The following is a 17,769-nucleotide window of genomic DNA, read 5'->3' on the forward strand; positions in this document are numbered from 1 at the left end:
GAGCCGTGCTCGACTGCTGGAACGTGTCCACCAGGGTGGGCACCTACCGGAGCACATCCGGCAGAACCTGCTCGCCGATCTCGCGCAGCAGCGCGTCCATCGACCGCCCGTTGTCGACCAGGTTGAACATCACATGTGCCACGCCCTGCGCATGCACGCGCCACAGATAGTCACGCAGACCATCGCGGCCGACCTTCAGGCCCAGCGGCAATGGCTCGGCTGGCGCCTGGGGATCCGCCTGCAGGTCCAGCAGCATCGACTGCACGAACGGCTTGCCTGGCCCGCCGCGCTGCGCCAGTGCCTGCCGCCACAGGCCGATGCGTCCTTCCTGCGCAACCTCCTCGCGGTGATAGGTGGCCCAGCCTTCGCTTTCACGCGCGATCCATTGCAGGCTCTGCCGCGCAGTACCCACCACCAGCATCGGAATGCGCGTTGCCGGCGCCGGCAACACGTCGAAACCACCGGTCGCCTGCAGTACGGCGGTCCGTTCATCGGCCTCTGGTGACAACGCTGCGCGCAACAACGTCCAGCGCTCACGGAACGTCGCCGCCCTGCCCTCCAGATCCTCGCCGAACGCAGCAAATTCTTCCGGGCGGTCACCCGAACCCAGGCCCAGCACGAAGCGCCCGTCACTGATCCGGTCCAGGCTCAGCGCCGACTTCGCCACCTGCAACGGCTGCCGCAGTGGCAGCACAATGGCTGCACTGCCGACCACGATGCGCTCGGTCGCGGCAGCCAGCATGCCCAGCCACAGGAACGGGTCATCCAGCGCACTCGCTGTTGCATACGGGCCCTGCGGCACCATCAACGGTACATCGCGGGTCCATAGCGCGGCAAAGCCAAGATCATCGGCCAGCCGTGCGATCCGCCTGGCTTCATGCGGATCGGCCAGCCCATGTGCGGCGACAGGCGTCATCAGGCCCAGGCTCAGACCCTGTTGCGGAAACAAGGCAACGTAAGCAGGATTGAAATCACTCATGCCGCCAGCTTAGCGCGCAGGCCTGCGGCGACGATGACGCGCCGCCCACCACTGGAAGAACACTACATGCTGACGATCCGCCCTGCCCACGTCGATGACCTGCCCGCGATCAGCGCGGTGTGCCTGGCTGCGTTCACTGCAGCGGTGGCGCCTTCGCTCAGCGCTGCCGGTATCGCCACCTTCGGCAGTGTCGCAGCAGCCGACGCATTTGGTGCGCGCCTGCAGGGTGACAACCACATCCTGGTGGCCGAACAGGATGCGCGCGTGGTCGGCGTGGTCGAACTGAAGGAGGGCCGGCACCTGGCAATGCTGTTCGTCGATCCCGCCTGCCAGGGCCAGGGCATCGGCCATGCCTTGTTCGAAGCCGTGCTGCCGCAGGTACGCGAGCCGGTACTGACGGTGCGCGCCTCGCTCAACGCAGTACCTACCTACCTGCGCTATGGCTTTGTGCTGGATGGCGAGGTCGGCGAGATCAACGGGCTGGTGTACCAGCAGATGGTGCGGGCAGCGGCCTGAAGGCATCCGTCCGGCAATGCCCGGTGGGCGTCATGCCCTGCGGCACGCCTGTCATAAGCAAACTGAATCAGCAGGCTCCCCGGCGGTTCCTACAATGGCCTGTCACCCTGCCCTTCGAGATGCTGCCGATGCGCGTCGCGCTTTCCGTGTTGCTGCTGGCCTCGGCGCTGAGCGCCTGCACCCCGGCCCCGGTATCCACCGCCAACTCCGCCGAGGCACCCGCGCCGGCATCCGCCATCGCCTGGCGCCAGGGCGATGTGGACGATGCCTTCGCCGAAGCCGCCGACAGCGGCAAGCCGGTGCTGCTGTACTGGGGTGCGGTCTGGTGCCCGCCGTGCAACCAGCTCAAGGCGGGCCTGTTCAAGGACCCGGCCTTCATCGCGCTGACCAGCAAATTCGTTCCCGTCTACCTGGATGGCGACGAGGAAGGTGCGCAGGCCTGGGGCGAACGCTTCGGCGTGCGCGGCTATCCCACGCTGATCGTGCTGGACCCACAGCGCAACGAAATCACCCGCGTGGCTGGCGGCAATGACGCCGCCGAACTGACCCGGGCCCTGACCGTCGCTGCAGGCCGCCGCAGTGCTGTTGCCACCACCTTGGCCACCGCGCTGGCAACGCCGGACCGGCTGGCCGCCGAAGACTGGCAGGTGCTGGGCGACTACGGCTGGGAAGTGGACACCAACCGCCTGGCCGGCGAGCGCAGGAGCCAGGATGTGCTGCGCCAGTTGTCCAAGGCGGCACCCGACGCCGCCCTGCAGCGCCGTTTCGCCCTGCTGGCTCTGGCCACAGCCGAAAAGCCCGATGCCTCGCCCACCGAAGTGCGCGAGCTGCTGCAGGCCGTACTGGCACAACCGGCGGAAGTGCGCCGCAACCGTGAATTGCTCGGCTATGCAGGCGTGCAGCTGGTCAAGCAGGCCAGTGCCGGGCCGGCCACCAGCAACACGCTCGGACAGCAGCTGCTGGTCGCACTGGAGCGTGCCGACGCCGAGCGCGGTGATCGCGCCGACGACGCGTTGTCGCGTGCGTTGACCGAAGTATCGCTGGCCCGCCAGCAACAGCCCAAGGGCGCACTGCCCGCGCCGCTGGTCGAGCGGGTCAAGCAGCGCGTGGCCGCTGCCGATGCCGCCGCCACCGATGCGCATGCACGCCAGGCCACGATCAGCAGCGCGGTGTACGCATTGCGCGAGGTAGGTGACGACGCGGGTGCCGAGGCACTGTTGCTGGCCGAGCTGAAGCGCAGCGAGCAGCCGTACTACTACATGCCCGAGCTGGCCGAACTGGCCGAGCAACGCGGCGACGCCGCCGGCGCGCTGGAGTGGTTGAAGCGCGCCTACGATGGTGCACAGGGCCCGGCCACCCGCGTGCAATGGGGCGTGCTGTACGTGGAAGGCCTGCTGAAGCTGGCGCCGGACGATGCACCACGCATCGAGCAGGCGACCGCGTCGCTGATCGCCGAACTGGAGGCACAGCCGTCGGGTTACCACCAGCGCACTCGCCAGCGCTTCGAGCGACTTGCCGGGCAGTTGAAGGCGTGGAGCGGCAAGCACCAGGGTGCGGAGACGCTGGCACGGCTGCAGCAGCGGATGCAGCAGGCGTGCGGTGACCAGGTGGATGGCGCGTGCAAGGACTGGTTGAGCTGAGTTGATGAAAGCGCTGGCGGCGGGTTCGCCTGCCGGCGCTTTTGTTGATCCGTGTGGGAGGGGGCGGGGGCCGCTGGCCAGGACACGCAAAAGCCCCTCCATGGTGCTCGATGGCGCCATCCTTGGCGCCAACGGTCCTGTCCAGCGGCCCCCGCCCCCTCCTGACAGTTTCCTGCGAGCGCGGGCAGCGCTTCAGCGCGCCGGTGAGGGTTCGGAAAGCGGGTTCTGGTAGTGCCGGCCGCTGGCCGGCAACCCGACCTTCGCTGAATGCCGGCCAGCGGCCGGCACTACCATGCCTCCGTCTTGACCTCTTGATCTATTGACCTCAACCAATGTTGAGGTGCGATAACAGTCTCCCCACGGCCAGCCCGTCTGGCCTTCCCCACGGAGATTGCTTCGATGTCGTACTCGCTTCCCCCGCTCCCCTACGCCTACGACGCCCTCGAGCCGCATTTCGATGCGCGCACGATGGAGATCCACCACAGCAAGCACCACCAGACCTACGTCAACAACCTCAATGCCGCCATCGAGCAGGCCGGCATCGCCGAGCAGCCGGTCGAGGCGCTGATCGCCAACCTCGATGCCGCGCCCGAGGCGCAGCGTGGCGCAGTCCGCAACAACGGCGGTGGCCACGCCAACCACAGCCTGTTCTGGACCGTGCTCAGCGCCAACGGCGGCACGCCCGATGATGAGCTGGCCGCCGCCATCGACCGCGATCTGGGTGGCTTCGATGCCTTCAAGGAGGCCTTCACCAAGGCCGCGCAGACCCGCTTCGGCAGTGGCTGGGCCTGGCTGACCAGCGATCGCGACGGCCGCCTGAAGGTTGAAAGCAGCGCCAACCAGGACAGCCCGCTGATGGGTGCAACGGTCGGCCTGTCCGGCAATACCCCGATCCTCGCACTGGACGTCTGGGAACACGCCTACTACCTGCACTACCAGAACCGCCGCCCGGACTACATCGGTGCGTTCTTCAACATCATCAACTGGGCCGAGGTCGGCCGGCGCTACCGCCAGGCCCGGGCCTCATGAGCGGCGAGACACTGCCGTACGCCGGGCCGTGGGCGGGGGTCTTCCCCGCCCCGGCCCCGGTGCCGTCGGTCGAGATGCCGCCGCGTGCCCTGCGGCGGCTGCTCGGCCACTTTCCTACCGGCGTGGCCATCGTCTGCGCGCGCGATGCGCAGGGCAAGCCCATCGGCCTGACCATCAATTCGTTCGTGCCGGTGTCATTGCAGCCGCCACTGGTGCTGTGGAACCTGGCGTTGCACGCGCAGAGTCTTTCCACCTTCCAGCGCGCCACCCGCTTTGCGATCAGCGTGCTGGCGGCCGACCAGGAAGCACTGGCCCGGCGCTTTGCCGATCCGCAGGTACGCAACCGCTTCGACGGTCTGGCATTGCTGGATGACGACGAGGACGCCCCGCCACGCATCGCCGGTGCGGTAGCGCATCTCACCTGCACCCGCCATGCGCAGTGGCCGGTGGGCGATCACCTGCTGCTGGCCGGCCGCATCATCGAAGTGCACGAGAACGGCGGCGCGCCACTGCTGTTCCATCGCGGCCGCTTCCAGCCGGGACCGGCCGAGCTGCTGGTGGAGGTGCGCTGATGAACATCGAGGCTCTGGAATGCATGCTCGCCAGCGGCAAGGACGGCGCGCTGCTGCGCTTCGGCCTGGGCAAGGGCTGGCTGGATGCCGGCAACCCGGTGCGCGCGGCAACCCATCTGGGCCGTTGCGTGGTCCTTGATCCGCAGTATTCGGCGGCGTGGAAGCTGCTGGGCAAGGCCTGGCTGGCCAGTGGCCAGCCGCAGGCGGCGCGCGAAGCGTGGCAACGCGGGCTGAGCGTGGCCGGCAGCAAGGGCGACCAGCAGGCACGCAAGGAAATGCAGGTGTTCCTGCGTCGCCTGGACCGCGAACAGGCGGCCCTGGCGAAGGCGGGCTGAGTCGATCAGCCCGCGTTGGCCGATGCCGGTGCGGACATGATGTCCGACATCGGCAGGCGGCGCGGCTTGCTCGGGAACGCGTGGCGCAGGATACGCCAGACCACCTGGCCGAACTGGCGCGGCAGCGAGCCGTTGTTGTAGTGCTGGCCGTAGCGGCGGCAGATGTCCTTCACTTCCTTGGCGATGGCCGCATAGCGGTTGGCCGGCAGGTCCGGATAGAAGTGGTGCTCGATCTGGTGGCTGAGGTTGCCCGACAGCACATTGATCAGGAAGCCACCACTGATGTTCGACGAACCGCGCAGCTGGCGCAGGTACCAATGACCGCGCGACTCATTGCGCAGGCACTCCTTCGGGAAGGTTTCCGATTCAGCGGTGAAGTGGCCGCAGAAGATGATCACATAGGTCCAGATGTTGCGCAGGCCGTTGGCGACCAGGTTGCCCAGCATCACGGTGAGGAAGAACGGACCGGCCAGCAGCGGGAAGAACACGTAGTCCTTCAGCACCTGGCGCAGCATCTTGCGCGCCACCGGACGGGTCTGCAGCCACATCGCACGGCTGCTCATGCGGCCCTTCAGCCAGCGGCCCAGGCGCAGGTCCTGCGCGGCCACGCCCCACTGGAACAGCAGCGCGAAGATCGGCGCGATGATCGGCTGCAGCAGGTAGAACGGCTTCCAGCGCTGTTCAGGGAAGATGCGCAGCAGGCCGTAGCCGATGTCATCGTCCATGCCACGCACGTTGGTGTAGGTGTGGTGGCGGAAATTGTGGGTCTTGCGCCAGTTGTCGGCGGTGGCAACGATGTCCCACTCGTAGGTGTTGCCGTTGAGCTTGGGGTCGCCGGTCCAGTCGAACTGGCCGTGCATGACGTTGTGGCCCAGCTCCATGTTCTCCAGGATCTTCGACAGCGCCAGCAGCAGCGTGCCGGTGATCGCGGCCGGCCACAGCAGCGGCATCCAGAACAGTGGCGAGAACGCCGCCAGGAACAGCAGGCCACGGCCACCCACGCCGAACCAGCGCACGGCGGCGGCCACGCGGCGGATGTAGCGGGTATCGGAGGCGCCGAGGCTGCCGATCACGCGGTCGCGGATCGCGTCGAGTTCCTCACCGAAGGCATGCATCTCGGCAGTACTCAGGGCACGGTCGGTAGCGCGGGTCATGGCAGGCGTCCTCAGAGATCCAGGGTCAGGTCGGTGGTCGGTGCGCTCACGCAGATCCGTACCGGCTGCGCCGTTTCGGACTGCAGGTCGCCGGTGCGCAGGTGGCGGGTCGCACCACTTACACGGTCACAGGAGCAGCTGTTGCAGATGCCCATGCGGCAGCCGTGTTTGGGCTTGATGCCATGGGCTTCGAGGCTTTCCAGCAGCGAGCGGTCACGCGGCACGCTCAGCTGGCGGCCACTGCGGGCCAGTGTCAGCGAGACTTCGCCTTCACTGTCGGCATCGCGCAGCGGCGCTGGCGGGGTGAAGGCTTCGGCCTGGAAGCCGGCCACCTGGTGCGCCAGACGCTCGCGCGCGGCGGCAACGAAGCCGTCCGGGCCGCAGGCCAGCACATGGCGCTGCGCCAACGGCGTGTCATCGCCGGCCACCTGCAGATCGTGGGTATCGATACGCGCGGCCGGCGCCTCACCCTCGCGGGTGGTCAGCAGATGCACGCGCAGGTTCGGATGCGCTGCGGCCAGCGCCTGCAGTTCATCACGGAACTGCAGATGGGCAGCGGTGCGCTCCCAGTAGAACAGGTCCACCGGCGCCGCCAGCGGACGCTGGCAGGCCTCGCGCAACAGGCTGCGCATCGGCGTGATGCCACTGCCGGCCGCCAGCAGCAGCACTGGCGCCGCGGCCGGCATATGGAATTCGCCGAAGGCGGCATCGAGGCGGAACAGTTCGCCCGGCTGCGCATGATTGACCAGATGCTGGCTGACCCGGCCGCCATCGACCGCCTTGACGGTGATCGCCAGCTCGCGCCGACCCAGTGCGGTGGGGCTGTAGCTGCGCTGCCACAGGCGCCCTTCAATCTCGACGCCGAGGGTGACGTGCTGGCCAGCGCGCATGCCAGCCCAGTGCCGGTTGGTGCGCAGGACCAGGGTCGCCGCGCCCTCGCCGGCCGGCTCGCGCCGGACCAGGCGGGCCACCGGCTCGCGCAGGGTCCACAGGGGATTGAGCTGGCCCGCCCAGAAATCGAACAGCGACGGCGAGACCCAGCGGTATGGAGAAAACAGGGACGGACGGACGACAGCGCTCATGGGCGCACTATACGGGCGCACATACACCTGTGTATACATGTGTATATTGAACCGGATTGGGTATGATTCAGCCTCGCCCCACCGGAACCCCCATGGCCGCCGCCACCGCTTTGTCGACGCCCGAAGATGCCAACAGCCCGGCCCGCCGTACGGTGAGCCGCGAGGATCTGCTGGCTGCTGCCCTGAAACTGATCGGGCCGCACCGCAGCCTGTCCACGCTCAGCCTGCGCGAAGTGGCACGTGAGGCCGGCATCGCGCCGAACAGCTTCTACCGGCAGTTCCGCGACATGGACGAACTGGCCGTGGCGCTGATCGATGCGGCCGGCCGCTCGCTGCGCACCATCATCGGCGAGGCCCGGCAGCGCGCCACCTCCACCGCTACCAGCGTGGTGCGGGTCTCGGTGGAGACCTTCATGGAGCAGCTGCGCGCCGACGACAAGCTGCTGCACGTGCTGCTGCGCGAGGGCGCGGTCGGCTCGGACGACTTCAAGCACGCGGTCGAACGCGAGCTGCATTATTTCGAGGAAGAGCTGCAGCACGACCTGGTGCGCCTGGCCGCACTGGATGGCGCCGTACTGCATGCCCCGGAACTGGTGGCCAAGGCCATCACCCGGCTGGTGTTCGCGATGGGTGCCACCGCCATGGACCTGCCGCCGGAGAAGGATCCGGAGCTGGTCGAGCAGATCTCCACGATGATCCGCATGATCATCGTCGGCGCCCGTACCCCCGCCGCGTTCCGCCGCGGCTGATCGAGGCCCCTGGGTCGGATCCCTTTCCAGAGGAAAGGGCTCTGAGCCGTCCCCGACTCCATGCCCCCCGCCACGCAGCGCCACGGCGCCGATGAACCGTGGCCGCCATCACAGATCTAGATTGCAGATGCGCAGCTTGAGCATCCTGCACGCGCCATTCACTACGCTCTCACGCACGCTGAATTATTCAGACCGCGCACTCCATTCAGCTTGGTGAGTTATTGAACGGGGTTTGAATCCGGCAAGTACCGCTGCAGTCGTTTCAGATTAATTGCATGGCCCAGGCAAGACCCGATCCGCACAGTGCCGCCTCCGGCCCTGCGGACGCAGGTCCCCCCAATAGGCTTCAAGGAGAAACACCCATGCGCATGATGCAGTTCACGCCGAAGTTTCCTTCCACCAAGAACCAATCCGATCTAGCTCGGGCTATCGCCACAGTATTGCTAATTGCCACTTCTGGTGCAGCCGGCGCAGCAACCGTCAATCCAGGCCAGACTCTTGTGGTGAATGCAGGCTCACTACCTCAACCCTACGACGTAAACGGTGGCACGCTGATTGTGGAAGGAGCCACGACCAACCGAATCGACACCAACTATTCTGGAGGTCAACCCGCACAGGTCATTGCGAATGGCGCAAGTATTTCCAGCATGCGGCTGCTCAATAGTGTTGGCACGCTGCACAACTCGACCGTGAATGGCCAATTCACCCTCTCAATCTTCGTCGGCTCAGGCTATGCTGGACTTACTCGGCCACACCTTACGACGGCAGGCAGCACCTTCAATGGGCCCTTCACCGGCAGCGGCGGCGGCCGACTGGACTCGGAGGGAAGCACTTTTGCGCAAGGGATTCGCAGCCTTGGCACAATCCTCAACCTGAAAGCCAACACAAAGGTCGTCGGAAGTGCCTATGGCATCAGCCTCACGAACAGCGCAATCGCAGGTTCGGCGGGCATGCAGGATTGGGGACTGCTCCTCGATTCTTCACATGTTGCAACAACAAGCGGGCCGGCGCTTCTTATTGGCGGCACCACGACGGGATACCCTGTCCGCGTAGCAATCCAAAACGGATCGACGCTTTCCAGCAGCAATAATGTCGTGATCGAAGGGCGCGCTAGCTCAGTATTTGACGTCACCGCCCGCACCTCCACGCTCAAGGGCGATATCACCATCGCCGATACCGCCACCGGCACGCTGCGCTTCCTTGACGGCCTCGACCTCACCGGCCGTATCCTCGGCCCGGCCGACGTCATCGTCGACCAGGGCGGCCGCTGGACGCTGTCCGGCGACAGCAACACGGGTAATCTCACTCTGGGTGCAGGCAGCGACATCCTGCTCGGGCCGGGTGAGTTCCGCCAGCTGACCGTCAACGGCAACTATGTCGGCCAGGGCGGCACGCTGCACTTCAATACGGTGATGGCCGCCGACGATGCGCCGACTTCGAAGGTGCACGTCACCGGCGATGCAAGCGGCAGCACCCGGATTGTGGTCAACAACATCAATGGCGCCGGTGCGCAGACCATCAACGGCATTCCGCTGGTGCAGGTCGATGGCACCTCCACCGCAACTTTCGCCATGCAGGGCCGCGCCATCGGTGGCATGTACGAGTATTTCCTGCGCAAGGGCACTCCGGGCGCGACCAACGGCAACTGGTACCTGACCTCGGCCTACACCGGCAATCCGTGCGACATCAATCCGGCGCTGCCGGAGTGCCAGGGCACTGGTCCGGTGGATCCGGTCGATCCTGTGGACCCGATCGATCCTGTGGACCCGGTCGATCCGGTGGACCCGGTCAATCCCGTCGATCCGGTCCCCGTGCTGCGTCCGGAGCCGGGCGCGTACCTGGCCAACCAGGCCGCGGCCGTGCAGATGTTCCAGCTGCGCCGCCATGACCGCGGCGAGCCCGGCTTCGACCGCGCCCGCATCGGCACCTGGGTGCGCGCCGGGCGTGACCAGCTGCAGGCGAACGTGGCCGGCCAGGTCGATGCCCGTACCCACATCAACACCCTGCAGCTGGGCAGCGATGTCTGGCGCTGGGGCGATGGCCGTGGCCAGGTCGGCGTGATGCTGGGCACCGGCGAGGCGACCACGCAGGCGGTGTCGAATCTGAGCGGTTATGGCACCCGCGGCAAGGTCAAGGGCAAGTCGGCCGGTGTCTACCTGGGTTGGGTGCAGGATGCACAGAGCAGTGCCGGCCTGTATGTGGACGGCTGGCTGCAGGCGGCGCGCTTCGACAACGAGGTGCAGGGCGAAGGCATCGCCCGCGAGACCTACGATTCCAGGACCCGGAGCGCATCGCTGGAAGCCGGTTATGCCTGGGCCATCCGCAGCAGTGAGGCCAGCACGCTGTACCTGCAGCCGCAGGCGCAGCTGACCTGGACCGACTACGACGGCGACAGCCTGGTCGAAAACAATGGCACCACGGTCGAGGATGGTCGCGGCGGCGGCCTCAACAGCCGCCTCGGCGTACGCCTGTTTGGCCAGGGCACGCTGCAGGGCAACCGCGTGCAGCCGTTCCTGGCGGCGAACTGGCTGCGTGGCCAGCGCGACGCGTCGATGCGCTTCAACAGCGAGTCGCTGAACGCGAAGACGCCGGAGAACCGCTACGAAGTGCAGGCCGGTGCCCAGCTGCAGCTGGGCCAGCGCTGGAGCGCATGGGGTGACCTGCGTGTGCAGCGTGGCGACAGCGGCTATCGCAACCACGGTGCCCAGATGGGCCTGCGCGCCGCCTGGTAAGCCCCTCGCCGCCCCGGGGGCCAGACCGGGGCGGCGTTCCTCGATTTCGATCGCACCCTGCCGGGCATGACATCCGGCAGGGTTTTGCTGACGCAATGTAATGTTATAACACTGTCGTCCGCGATGATCCGACCTGAGCCCTCGTCCTCATGATTGCCAGGACTCATCTATATAGCATTTGCTATATCTATGACCCTCTGCTTTCATATGCGTCAGCCAGGTCGCCCTCGCCGCCTTTCCTCTCCCAAGGACGACGCCCTCATGCCCGTTTCCAGACCCCTATCCCGCCGGCTGCCTCTGGCTGCCGCCATCGCCCTGACCCTGCCGTTGCCCGCGCTGGCAGCCACACCGAAGCCGACCGAGCTGGACCGTGTGCAGGTCAAGGTCAGCACTGCCACCCGCAGCGAACGCCTGCTGTCGGACGTGCCGATCCGCACCGAGGTGCTGCGCAAGGAAGACATCGCGCTGCGTGCGGCCACCGACTTCTCGCGCGCCGCAGAGCTGATCAATGGCCTGCGCGTGGAAAGCAACTGCCAGAACTGCAACACCAGCGAAGTACAGCTGCTGGGCCTGCCCGGCGCCTACAACCAGCTGTTGTTCGATGGCATCCCGCTGCTGTCCACGCTGGGCAGCGTGTACGGCCTGGAACAGATCCCGGCAGGCTTCGTCGACCGCATCGAAGTGGTCAAGGGCGGCGGCTCGGCACTGTACGGCCCGGGCGCGGTGGCCGGAGTGATCAACCTGATCCCGCCGCTGCCGGCGCGCAGCGGTGGCCATGTGCAGGCCGGCGTGGATGTCTTGAAGGGTACGCCGCAGAAGAACGCCGACGTGCGGCTGGACCTGGTCGCCAAGGACGCAGACGCGGGCCTGTCAGTGATCGCCCAGCGCAACTGGAACAGCGGCATCGACTACAACGGCGACGGCTACACCGAGATCACCCGCAAGAACCTCAAGGTCGGCGGGCTGCAGGCCTGGTACGCCCCCACGCCGGGCACACGCCTGCGCCTGGACCTGCAGGTGACCGATGAAACCCGCCGCGGAGGCAACCGCCTGGACCAGCCGGAATACCTGGCCAACATCGCCGAATCGCTGGATACGAAGTACCGGCGCGGCAGCGTGTCGTGGGACCAGGAGATCAATGCCGACGTCGATTTCCGCCTGGCCTATGCCTTCGCCGACATCGACCGCGACAGCTTCTATGGCGGCCTGGGCGACGTGGTCACCGATCCGTCGGCGCCGGGCTATGACCCGTCGCAGCTGGACCCCAACGGGGCCGGGGGCGCGGCCCCGCGGGCGGGGCCCCCGCCCCCCCCCCCCCCCCCCCCCCCCCCCCACCCCCACCCCCCCCGAACGGGGGGGGGGGGGCCCCCGCGCGGCCCCCCGCGGGACACAACACACGCGGGGGGCGGCGCCACACAACACGGGGGGGGGGGGCGGCGGGGGGGGAAGATGCCACCTTCCACAACCTCGGCGCCTTCATCCAGGACGAGTGGAGCCTGCGCGACAACGTCGACCTGGTGCTGGGTGCGCGCGTGGACAAGAGCTCGGAGCTGGACAGCGCGGTGTTCTCGCCGCGCATCGCGCTGGCCTGGCAGGCCACGCCCAACCTGAAGTGGCGGGCAGGCGTTGCCACCGGCTTCCGTGCACCGGAAATCTTCGTCGAGGATGTGCATGTCGATACGCTGGGTGGTGAACAGGTGCGCGTGCGCAACACCGACGGCCTGAAGGAAGAGCGCGCGTTGACCACCCTGTTCGGCTTCGACTGGCGCTCGGACCCGGCCAATCCGGTGTGGAGCTGGGATGCCACCGCCTCGTATGCGCGCATCCGCGACACCTTCGCACTGGGCGAGATCCAGCGCGGCGATGACGGCCAGCTCAGCCAGCTGCGCTACAACGCGTCCGGTTCCAATGTGCTTGGCGCGGAAACCAACCTCGGCTGGCAGCCGTCGCCGCAGTGGCGCCTGACCGCGGGTGCCTCGTGGTACCGCTCGCGCTTCCGCGAACCACAGCGCATCTTCGACGACACCGGCGACGGCGGCGACACCGTGATCGAAAGCCGCGACTACCTGAAGACCCCACGCTGGACCGGCCTGGCCCAGCTCAGCTGGATGCCCGCCGAGCCGTGGGAGACGTTCGTCGCGCTGCGCCACACCGGCCCGATGTCGGTGCTGAACAACCGGCTAGGCGAACTGCACCGCACGCGTTCATTCCTGGTGACCGACCTGGGTGCGCGCTGGCATCGTCACCTGGGCGCGCAGGCGCAGCAGGAAGTGTCGGTGGCCGCGGGCGTCAAGAACGTGTTCGATCAGCGCCAGAAGGATCTGGAAGTCGGCGCGCTGCGCGACAGCGACTATGTCTACGGGCCGCGTTTCGCGCGCTCGTGGTACGTCAACCTGCGCTATGCGTTCTGATCCACTACGAGCGTTGTTGCTGACCTGTGCCGTGCTGCTGGCCGCACCGGCGATGGCTGCGGACCTGCATGCGCAGGTCTCGGCCTCGCTGATGCGGCCGGAACAGCGCTCGCTGCGCCCGATGCAGTGGTCATCGCCACCGAAACTGGTGGCGTTGTACTTCGGCGCCGACTGGTGCGCGCCCTGCCATGCTTTCGTACCCACCCTGCGCAGCGTGCGTGATGCGTTGCGCGAGGCCGGCGCCGACACCGAAGTGGTGTACGTCAGCCTGGACGAGAGCGAGGCCGCGCTGCGCCGCTACATGCACGCGCAGGACATGCCGTGGCCGGTGCTGGACCCGCGCCGTGCCGCGCGCATGCCGGCACTGCAGGCATTGGCCGGGCTGGCACCGCCGAATCTGGTGCTGATCGATGCAGACGGGAATGTACTTGCCAATGGCTGGCAAGGCCGGCGTTACGAAGGCCTGCAGCCCGTGTTGAAGGAATGGACGAAACGGGCGTGCGCGCAGCAGCAGGCCCATTGTCCGCCCGATCTGTAGAGTCGAGCCACGCTCGACTCATTCCATCACCGCGCGAACAGCCGCCGGGCATGGCCCGGCGCTACCGTTACAGCGCCCCGCCTTCGGCCTTGCGCACGAACGCTTCGAACAACGCCAGCGTCTGCTCGCTTACATGGTGCTCGATACCCTCGGCATCGCGCCGCGCGGTATCCGCGTCCACGCCCAGCGCCAGCAGGAAACGCTCCACGGTCTGGTGACGCTGGCGGCTGGCATGGGCCAGCGCCTCGCCTTCCGGGGTCAGGAACACGCCGCGGTACGGCCGCTGCACCACCCAGCCATCACGGGCCAGCCGCCGCAGCATCTTCGCCACAGTGGGCTGGGCCACGCCCAGGCGGGTGGCGATGTCGACCTGGCGGGCCTCGCCGCCGTCGGCCAGCAGGTCCGAGATCAGCTCGACATAGTCCTCCACCAGCTCCATCCGGTGCGCCTCGCGCACTTGCCGGAAGCTCTCGACCTGGCGCTCGGCCTCGATCAAGGAGGTGCTTTTCAGCGATGTCGAATCGTCGGTCTTGCCCACGCCTGCGCCTGTCCTTCCGGTTGTTCCGGTGTTGAACCTGAATTCTGGACCAGTAACGCGATAAAGACGATTGTTTCACATTGCTAATGACTATAGCAGGAGCTATATTCGGAGCCATGAACACCCTGGCACCCCGCGACCCTTCGGCCTCCACTCCGGCCAGCCTGGGTGCGCTCAACGCCTCGGTGGCGGTGCCCGACAAGGGCCATTGGTGGTTCCGCCTGCTGGCCTTCCTCGGCCCGGGCTACATGATCTCGGTCGGCTACATGGACCCGGGCAACTGGGCCACCGACCTCGCCGGCGGTTCGCGCTTCGGCTACCTGCTGCTGTCGGTCATCCTCATTTCCAACCTGATGGCGGTGATCCTGCAGGCGCTGTCGGCGCGGCTCGGCATCGCCACCGGCATGGACCTGGCCCAAGCTTGCCGCGCGCGTTACCCCAAGCCGGTGAACCTGGCGTTATGGGCGCTGTGCGAGGCGGCGATCATCGCCTGCGACCTGGCCGAGGTGATCGGCACCGCGATCGCGCTGAAGCTGCTGTTCGACCTGCCGTTGCTGTGGGGCGCGGTGATCACCGCGCTGGACACGCTGCTGGTGCTGCTGCTGATGAACCGCGGTTTCCGTGCGCTGGAAGCCTTCGTGATCGCATTGCTGATGGTGATCTTCGGCTGCTTCGTGGTGCAGATCGCGCTGGCCGCACCGCCGGTGATGGAAGTGCTGGGCGGGTTCATCCCGCGCGCGCAGGTGGTGACCGATCCGCACGCGCTGTACATCGCCATCGGCATCATTGGTGCCACGGTGATGCCGCACAATCTCTATCTGCACTCGTCCATCGTGCAGACCCGTGCCTACCCGCGCACCGATGAAGGCCGACGCAGCGCGCTGCGCTGGGCAGTGACCGACAGCACCCTTGCACTGACCCTGGCACTGTTCATCAACGCCAGCATCCTGATCCTGGCGGCGGCGGTGTTCCATGCCAATGGCCGTTTCGACGTGGAAGACATCGAGCAGGCGCACCAGCTGCTGGCGCCGATGCTGGGCGTGGGCGCCGCTGCGACGCTGTTTGCGATTGCGCTGCTGGCCTCGGGCCTGAACTCGACGGTGACCGCCACGCTGGCCGGGCAGATCGTGATGGAAGGCTTCCTGCACCTCCGCCTGCCGCCGTGGCTGCGGCGGCTGATCACGCGGGCGCTGGCGATCATTCCGGTGGTGGTGGTGATCATGCTGTTTGGCGACCAGGGCGCGGTAAAGCTGCTGGTGCTGAGCCAGGTGGTGCTGTCGATGCAGCTGCCGTTCGCGATCATCCCGCTGGTGCGGATCGTGACCGACAAGGTGACGATGGGCGCGCTGGTGGCCCCGCGCTGGCTGGGCAGCATCGCCTGGGTGATCGCACTGGTGATCGTGGCGTTGAACGTGAAGCTGCTGGTGGATACCTTCAGCGGCCAGTAGATCCACGCCATGCGTGGATGCCTTTGTAGAGTCGAGCCATGCTCGACTCATTCCATCACCGCGCGAATAGCAGTCGAGCATGGCTCGACTCTACAGATGCAGTGCAATGGCGGCCTCAATCTGCTGCGGCGACTGGAACCCGGCCAGGCGGGTACGTTCGTCGCCGTCACGGAACAGGGACAGCGTCGGCGTCTGCCGCAACCCCAGTCCCCTGAAGAACGCTTCACCCAGCACTTCCAGCTGCACGCGCAGCAGGGTGATGCCCTGCCCTGCACTGCTGGTCGCCACGCGGTGCAGCGACATCTCCAGCATCCGGCACCCTGGGCACTGGTCCTTGTGGAAATCCACCAGCACCCGCGGATGTTCGGCCAGCAGCTGCTGGAACTGCTCAGGCGTGGTGGCGTCGATGATCTGCATCGGTGTTGCTCCAGTAATGGGCCAGGACCGCGTCGGTCCAGGCCTCGATGGCCGCGGCATGGCGAACGCCATGCGGCATCTGTTCGATCTCCAGCGGCGGGTAGTCGCTGCGGAAGTAGCGGATCAGCCGGTGCACGGCGCCGCAGTAGTACTCCTGCCCCCACTGCGTTTCGCCGGTACCGAACACCGCCAGCTGCCGTGGCCGCTCGCCGCGCTCCGTAATACCGGCCACCCACGCCTTCATCTCCGCCGGCGTGCGGCCGGCGTTGTCGGTCCAGCAGCCCAGCAGCACCAGGTCGGCCTCGTTGGCCGCCAGCGGCGGGGCCTGGCGCGGGTCGTCGGCCTCCTGCCAGTGCACCGCATGGCCCGCTGCGCGGCAACGCTCGGCAATCTGCCGGCCGAGCTCGCGGGTGTTGCCACTCAACGAGGCCACCACCAGCAGGATGCTGAGCGCTTCGCTGGGCTCAGAGGTCGTCGAAGCCGTTGTCGACGTTGGTCTTCTTGTAACTTGCATTGCGCATCTCGAAGAAGTCGGTCTTGGTTTCGGTGAAGTTGTCGGCGTAGGCCTTGATCCACGGCATCACGTTGTCGGTGGTGTCGCTGTACAGGCGCTCGATGCCGAGCATGCCGGCCATCTTGTTGGCGCGGTACTTCACGTAGCGCACCATCTCGTCCACGTCGATGCCGTCGATACCGTCCAGCACCTCCGACGACCACTGCGTCTCCAGCTCGATCGCGTGTTCGAATGATTGGTGCACGTAGGCGGTCAGCTCGTTGGTCTGCAGCTCCGGGTTCTCGCCGATGATGGCGCGGATCAGCTCGCTGATGAACTTGGTATGCGCCAGCTCGTCACGGTTGATGAAGCTGATGATCTTGCCCGTACCGTTCATGCGGTTCTGCCGCACCATGTTGTAGAAGTAGGCGAAACCGGAATAGAAGTTGATGCCTTCCAGGATCGAGGACTGGATCAGCGACTTCAGCAGGGTCTCGGCGGTCTTCTCGCGCATGAAGTCGTCATACGCGCCCATGATCGGTGCGTTGCGCTTGATGATGGTCGGGTGGGTGCGGGCGATCTCGAAGATGCGGTTCTGGTTCGGCAGGTCGGTGATCGAGGCCAGCACGTAGCTGTAGCTTTCGTTGTGGATCACTTCCTGCTGGCCGATGATCGCTGCATTGGCATGCGCCGCTGGGTCGGTAATGTACTCGGCCACGTTGTAGATAAAGCGGGTCTGCGGTGAGTCGAGCGTGGCCAGCAGGCCGATGATCGAGTCGTAGGCGTTCTTTTCGCGCGCATTGAGCTCGCCGTACTGGCGGGCATCGAGCTTCATGTCGACCTCATCGGGAATCCAGAAGTTGGTCGACAGCTCCTTGTAGGCCCGATAGAACGACGGGTACGGAATGTCGTTCCAGTTGAGGATGCCGCTGGTGCGGCCGTTGATGATGCCGGTGCTGCGGTTGGGATGGCGCGGTTCGAGGATCTTGATGCGGTCGAGGGGGGTTGCCATGGGTTTCTGCCTTCGTTCTCTTTCTATCGTGTTGCCGGCCAGCGGCCGGCACTACCGAAGATCGCGGGGTTGCCGGCCAGCGGCCGGCACTACCGAAGATCGCGGGGTTGCCGGCCAGCGGCCG

The 17,769-nt window shown here is 66.6% G+C and carries 16 protein-coding genes and 2 pseudogenes; 11 read left to right on the plus strand and 7 right to left on the minus strand.

What is annotated here, in order from left to right:
* Window positions 1–43: 43 nt before the first annotated feature.
* Window positions 44–979, minus strand: coding sequence for a TIGR03571 family LLM class oxidoreductase (locus ACZLHH_RS13225; protein WP_180844385.1), 936 nt, complete (start codon window positions 977–979; stop codon window positions 44–46).
* 66 nt (window positions 980–1,045) lie between these two features.
* Between ACZLHH_RS13225 and ACZLHH_RS13230 the strand changes: the two genes are divergently transcribed.
* From ACZLHH_RS13230 to ACZLHH_RS13250, 5 genes are all read left to right on the plus strand, one after another.
* Window positions 1,046–1,495 carry a GNAT family N-acetyltransferase gene (locus ACZLHH_RS13230; RefSeq protein ID WP_107432390.1) on the plus strand — a complete coding sequence of 150 codons (450 nt, stop codon included), beginning with the start codon at window positions 1,046–1,048 and terminating at the stop codon, window positions 1,493–1,495.
* 119 nt (window positions 1,496–1,614) lie between these two features.
* Complete coding sequence (locus ACZLHH_RS13235) at window positions 1,615–3,135, plus strand: thioredoxin family protein (RefSeq protein ID WP_478478675.1); 1,521 nt, start codon at window positions 1,615–1,617, stop codon at window positions 3,133–3,135.
* 399 nt (window positions 3,136–3,534) lie between these two features.
* On the plus strand, window positions 3,535–4,164 hold the full coding sequence (locus ACZLHH_RS13240; RefSeq protein ID WP_180844379.1) for a superoxide dismutase: 630 nt from the start codon (window positions 3,535–3,537) through the stop codon (window positions 4,162–4,164).
* Entirely contained in the window at window positions 4,161–4,736 is a 576-nt protein-coding gene (locus ACZLHH_RS13245; RefSeq protein WP_033833194.1) for a flavin reductase family protein, read from the plus strand. The genes ACZLHH_RS13240 and ACZLHH_RS13245 overlap by 4 nt, the downstream gene beginning before the upstream one ends.
* On the plus strand, window positions 4,736–5,071 hold the full coding sequence (locus ACZLHH_RS13250; RefSeq protein WP_008267331.1) for a tetratricopeptide repeat protein: 336 nt from the start codon (window positions 4,736–4,738) through the stop codon (window positions 5,069–5,071). The genes ACZLHH_RS13245 and ACZLHH_RS13250 overlap by 1 nt, the downstream gene beginning before the upstream one ends.
* A 5-nt stretch (window positions 5,072–5,076) precedes the next feature.
* Here the strand turns inward: ACZLHH_RS13250 and ACZLHH_RS13255 are convergent, their stop codons facing one another.
* Together ACZLHH_RS13255 and ACZLHH_RS13260 are read right to left on the minus strand one after the other, a co-directional pair.
* Window positions 5,077–6,225 (minus strand): fatty acid desaturase family protein, encoded by a 1,149-nt coding sequence (locus ACZLHH_RS13255; RefSeq protein WP_071229068.1) that lies wholly within the window; start codon window positions 6,223–6,225, stop codon window positions 5,077–5,079.
* Window positions 6,226–6,236: 11 nt separating this feature from the next.
* The gene (locus ACZLHH_RS13260; protein WP_180844378.1) at window positions 6,237–7,307 is read right to left on the minus strand and encodes a ferredoxin reductase; all 1,071 of its coding nucleotides are present in this window, start codon (window positions 7,305–7,307) and stop codon (window positions 6,237–6,239) included.
* Between the two features lie 92 nt (window positions 7,308–7,399).
* Here ACZLHH_RS13260 and fabR point away from each other — a divergent pair, with 92 nt between their 5' ends.
* The 5 genes and pseudogenes from fabR (at window position 7,400) to ACZLHH_RS13285 (ending at window position 13,737) form a co-directional block, all read left to right on the plus strand.
* Window positions 7,400–8,056 (plus strand): HTH-type transcriptional repressor FabR, encoded by a 657-nt coding sequence (gene fabR / locus ACZLHH_RS13265; protein ID WP_005409961.1) that lies wholly within the window; start codon window positions 7,400–7,402, stop codon window positions 8,054–8,056.
* Between the two features lie 1,094 nt (window positions 8,057–9,150).
* On the plus strand, window positions 9,151–10,788 hold the full coding sequence (locus ACZLHH_RS13270; protein ID WP_343205598.1) for an autotransporter family protein: 1,638 nt from the start codon (window positions 9,151–9,153) through the stop codon (window positions 10,786–10,788).
* Window positions 10,789–11,049: 261 nt separating this feature from the next.
* Window positions 11,050–12,082, plus strand: a pseudogene (locus ACZLHH_RS13275) (TonB-dependent receptor plug domain-containing protein); the annotation flags it as partial.
* Window positions 12,083–12,224: 142 nt separating this feature from the next.
* Window positions 12,225–13,199 (plus strand): annotated as a pseudogene (locus tag ACZLHH_RS13280) (TonB-dependent receptor plug domain-containing protein); the annotation flags it as partial.
* Entirely contained in the window at window positions 13,189–13,737 is a 549-nt protein-coding gene (locus ACZLHH_RS13285; protein WP_180844376.1) for a thioredoxin-like domain-containing protein, read from the plus strand. The pseudogene ACZLHH_RS13280 and the gene ACZLHH_RS13285, both read left to right, overlap by 11 nt.
* A 67-nt stretch (window positions 13,738–13,804) precedes the next feature.
* Here ACZLHH_RS13285 and mntR read toward each other — a convergent pair whose 3' ends face one another.
* Entirely contained in the window at window positions 13,805–14,275 is a 471-nt protein-coding gene (mntR, locus tag ACZLHH_RS13290; RefSeq protein WP_180844375.1) for a manganese-binding transcriptional regulator MntR, read from the minus strand.
* Between the two features lie 116 nt (window positions 14,276–14,391).
* Between mntR and ACZLHH_RS13295 the strand changes: the two genes are divergently transcribed.
* A complete protein-coding gene (locus ACZLHH_RS13295) occupies window positions 14,392–15,723 on the plus strand; it encodes an Nramp family divalent metal transporter (protein ID WP_180844374.1) in 1,332 nt (443 codons plus the stop codon).
* Between the two features lie 90 nt (window positions 15,724–15,813).
* Here the strand turns inward: ACZLHH_RS13295 and ACZLHH_RS13300 are convergent, their stop codons facing one another.
* The 3 genes from ACZLHH_RS13300 to ACZLHH_RS13310 are packed head-to-tail and all read right to left on the minus strand — an operon-like array spanning window position 15,814 to window position 17,645.
* Entirely contained in the window at window positions 15,814–16,140 is a 327-nt protein-coding gene (locus ACZLHH_RS13300; protein ID WP_032130003.1) for a thioredoxin family protein, read from the minus strand.
* On the minus strand, window positions 16,112–16,579 hold the full coding sequence (locus ACZLHH_RS13305) for a flavodoxin (protein WP_180844383.1): 468 nt from the start codon (window positions 16,577–16,579) through the stop codon (window positions 16,112–16,114). The genes ACZLHH_RS13300 and ACZLHH_RS13305 overlap by 29 nt, the downstream gene beginning before the upstream one ends.
* Window positions 16,580–16,604: 25 nt before the next feature.
* Complete coding sequence (locus ACZLHH_RS13310; protein ID WP_024957408.1) at window positions 16,605–17,645, minus strand: ribonucleotide-diphosphate reductase subunit beta; 1,041 nt, start codon at window positions 17,643–17,645, stop codon at window positions 16,605–16,607.
* Between the last annotated feature and the right edge of the window lie 124 nt (window positions 17,646–17,769).

This window comes from Stenotrophomonas sp. 28608_Sma (assembly GCF_056486185.1).